General features: G+C 78.5%; 1 protein-coding gene and 1 pseudogene. Both read right to left on the reverse strand.

Going from position 1 to position 1,325, the window contains the following annotated elements:
* Nucleotides 1-1,027: pseudogene (locus tag GTW08_RS32235) on the reverse strand (hypothetical protein); the annotation flags it as partial.
* Nucleotides 1,009-1,325 (reverse strand): hypothetical protein (locus GTW08_RS32240; protein WP_237454193.1); only part of this gene is annotated, 317 nt, incomplete at its 5' end. The pseudogene GTW08_RS32235 and the gene GTW08_RS32240, both read right to left, overlap by 19 nt.

Raw genomic sequence — 1,325 nt, forward strand, 5'->3', positions numbered from 1 at the left:
CGACACCGGCCGGCGCGACAGCGGCTTCCGCGGCGAGGACCGCTCCGACCGCGGGCCGCGTCGCGACGCCGACCGTCGCCCCGCCCGTGACGACGACCGCCGTTCCGGTGGCACCGGCCGGCGCGACTCGTTCCGGGGTGGCGGTGACGAACGCGGTGGCCGGCCCTCCGCGGGCCGTGAGGACCGCCGTCCCTACCGTGACCGCGACGACCGTGGCGCCCGTCCGCAGCGCGACGACGACCGCGGCGGGCGCTCGTTCCGGGACCGCGCCGGTCGTCCCTCCTCCGGCCGTGACGACCGTGATGGCCGCTCGTTCTCCGGCCGTGACGACCGTGATGGCCGCTCGTTCTCCGGTCGCGACGACCGTGGCGGTCGTTCCTTCCCCGGTCGCGACGACCGCGGGGGACGTCCGTCCGGGGGCCGTGACGGTCGCTCCTCCGGCGGCCGTGACGACCGCCGTCCCGCCCGTGACCGTGACGACCGCGGCGGCCGTCCGTTCCGCGGCGGCGACGACCGGGGCGGTCGCCCGTCCGGGGACCGTGACGACCGCGGTGCCCGCTCGTTCCGTGACCGGGACGACCGCGGCGGCCGTTCCTTCGGTGGCCGTGACGACCGGGCCCCTCGTCCGCAGCGCGACGACGACCACGGCGGCCGTTCGTTCCGTGACCGTGACGACCGCGGGGGACGTCCGTCCGGTGACCGCGGTGCCCGTTCCTTCCGGGACCGCGACGAGCGTGGCGCCCGTCCGCAGCGCGGCGACGACCGTGGCGGCCGTTCGTTCCGCGATCGCGACGACCGGGCCGGCCGCCCGTCCCGGGACCGTGACGACCGCGGCGGCCGACCCTTCGGTAACCGTGACGACCGTGGCCCCCGTCCGCAGCGCGGGGACGACCGTGGTGCCCGTCCCTACCGGAACCGTGACGACCGCGCGCCCCGCGGTCGCGACGATCGTGGCGAGGACCGGCGCAGCCCGTCCCGGGACCGGGGGGACCGCCCGTACCGCGTCCGTCAGGAGCGCCCGTCGCACGACCGCCCGTCCGAGCGGTCCGCGGCCGTCGAGCCCCAGGACGTCGCGCAGCCGGCCGCGGTGCAGGCCGAGCCGGCCGGTGACGCGCCTGCCGTGACGCCGTCGACGACCGACACGCGGGAGGCGGCCACGCCGACCGGCGCAACCGCCTCCGACACCGCTACCCGGGTTCCGGAGACCTCGCCCGCGGAGGCGGCCGACGCGCCGGTCACCCGCGACGAGCGCACCGACGACGCGGTCAGCACGGGCAGCACCGCGTCCGACGGCCCCCGGTCCGACAGCGGGGACCGGACCGACA

Origin of the sequence: Pseudonocardia sp. SID8383 (genome assembly GCF_009864975.1) — a bacterium.
Taxonomy (GTDB): Bacteria; Actinomycetota; Actinomycetes; order Mycobacteriales; family Pseudonocardiaceae; genus Pseudonocardia; species Pseudonocardia alni.